Origin of the sequence: Photobacterium lucens (assembly GCF_009873615.1) — a bacterium.
GTDB lineage: Bacteria > Pseudomonadota > Gammaproteobacteria > Enterobacterales > Vibrionaceae > Photobacterium > Photobacterium lucens.
The window spans coordinates 1-1452 of record NZ_SSMG01000232.1; the positions used below are offsets into that span (position 1 = coordinate 1).

The window sequence follows — 1452 nt, forward strand, 5'->3', positions numbered from 1 at the left end:
AAATATAACGTTAAATAGTTGTAACTTAAACGCTTGTAAAAAGATAACTGGCTATTTCAAACAGATCCTGTTAAAAAATGTTTCAGATGCAAAATAAAAAGCTATTCACAAAATATAAAATGCAGGGTGTAATATGAGTCAATCACAACCTTTTTTAGCCAGAGTGGCTAATGGTAGTTTAGTTATACAGATCATGGTGGGTATTGTTGCGGGTATCGTCCTCGCGACCTTATCGCCATCGTCAGCAGAAAGTGTCGGCTTTCTTGGTGGATTATTTGTTGCAGCGTTAAAAGCCGTTGCGCCTATTCTTGTGTTTATCTTGGTAGCATCATCGATTGCTAACCAAAAGAAAGGCACTCACACCAATATGAAACCCATCATTGTGTTGTACCTATTTGGTACCTTAATGGCAGCTTTCACCGCAGTAGTAATGAGTTTCCTTTTCCCAACCACTTTGACACTTGTTGCTAGCACGAACTCTATTGCACCACCTGAAGGTATTTCAGAGGTGATCAGTTCTCTACTCTTTAAGATCGTAGATAACCCTGTTCATGCACTAATGAATGGTAACTTTATCGGTATTCTCGCGTGGGCTATTGCTTTAGGTTTCGCCCTTCACCAAGCCAGTGATGCCACAAAACAAGTATTCCATGATATGTCTAACGGCGTAACACTGATTGTGCGTTTTATTATTCGTTTAGCACCTATCGGTATCTTTGGTCTAGTGGCGAATACCTTTGCTAAAACAGGTTTTGCAGCACTGGCTGGTTACGCTCATTTATTAGCAGTGCTATTAGGCTCAATGGCTATTCTTGCGTTTGTGATTAACCCAATCATCGTATACGTAAAAACAGCTGAAAATCCTTACCCACTGGTACTACGTTGTGTGCGTGAAAGTGGTATCACTGCTTTCTTCACCCGAAGCTCTGCAGCGAACATTCCTGTGAACATGAAACTATGTAAAGATCTTAACCTGCATGAAGATACTTACTCTGTTTCTATTCCACTAGGTGCGACAATTAACATGGGCGGTGCGGCGATTACTATTACCGTACTAACACTAGCGGCAGTGCATACATTAGGTATTGAAGTAGACTTAGCAACAGCAGTACTGCTGAGTATTGTGGCTGCTGTATCAGCATGTGGTGCATCTGGCGTAGCCGGTGGTTCATTATTGTTGATCCCACTCGCTTCAAGCTTGTTTGGTATTCCTAGTGAAGTTGCAATGCAAGTCGTCGCGGTTGGTTTCATTATCGGTGTTATTCAAGACTCAGCAGAAACTGCACTAAACAGCTCAACTGACGTCGTATTTACAGCGGCTGCTTGTAAAGCAGCAGAAAGAAAACAAACAAAAGCGAAGCTGCAAAGCTCATAATCGCTTAAACAAAACACCGCAACGATTGCAGTGATTTTGAAATAACAAAAGCGGCGATATCCCTCTTTGTTAGAAGG

1 protein-coding gene is annotated in these 1452 nt (G+C 41.6%); it reads left to right on the top strand.

The features are described from left to right. Window positions 1-133 precede the first annotated feature (133 nt). Window positions 134-1375 (top strand): serine/threonine transporter SstT, encoded by a 1242-nt coding sequence (sstT, locus tag E5A76_RS10305; RefSeq protein ID WP_053988697.1) that lies wholly within the window; start codon window positions 134-136, stop codon window positions 1373-1375. The last annotated feature ends 77 nt before the right edge of the window (window positions 1376-1452 follow it).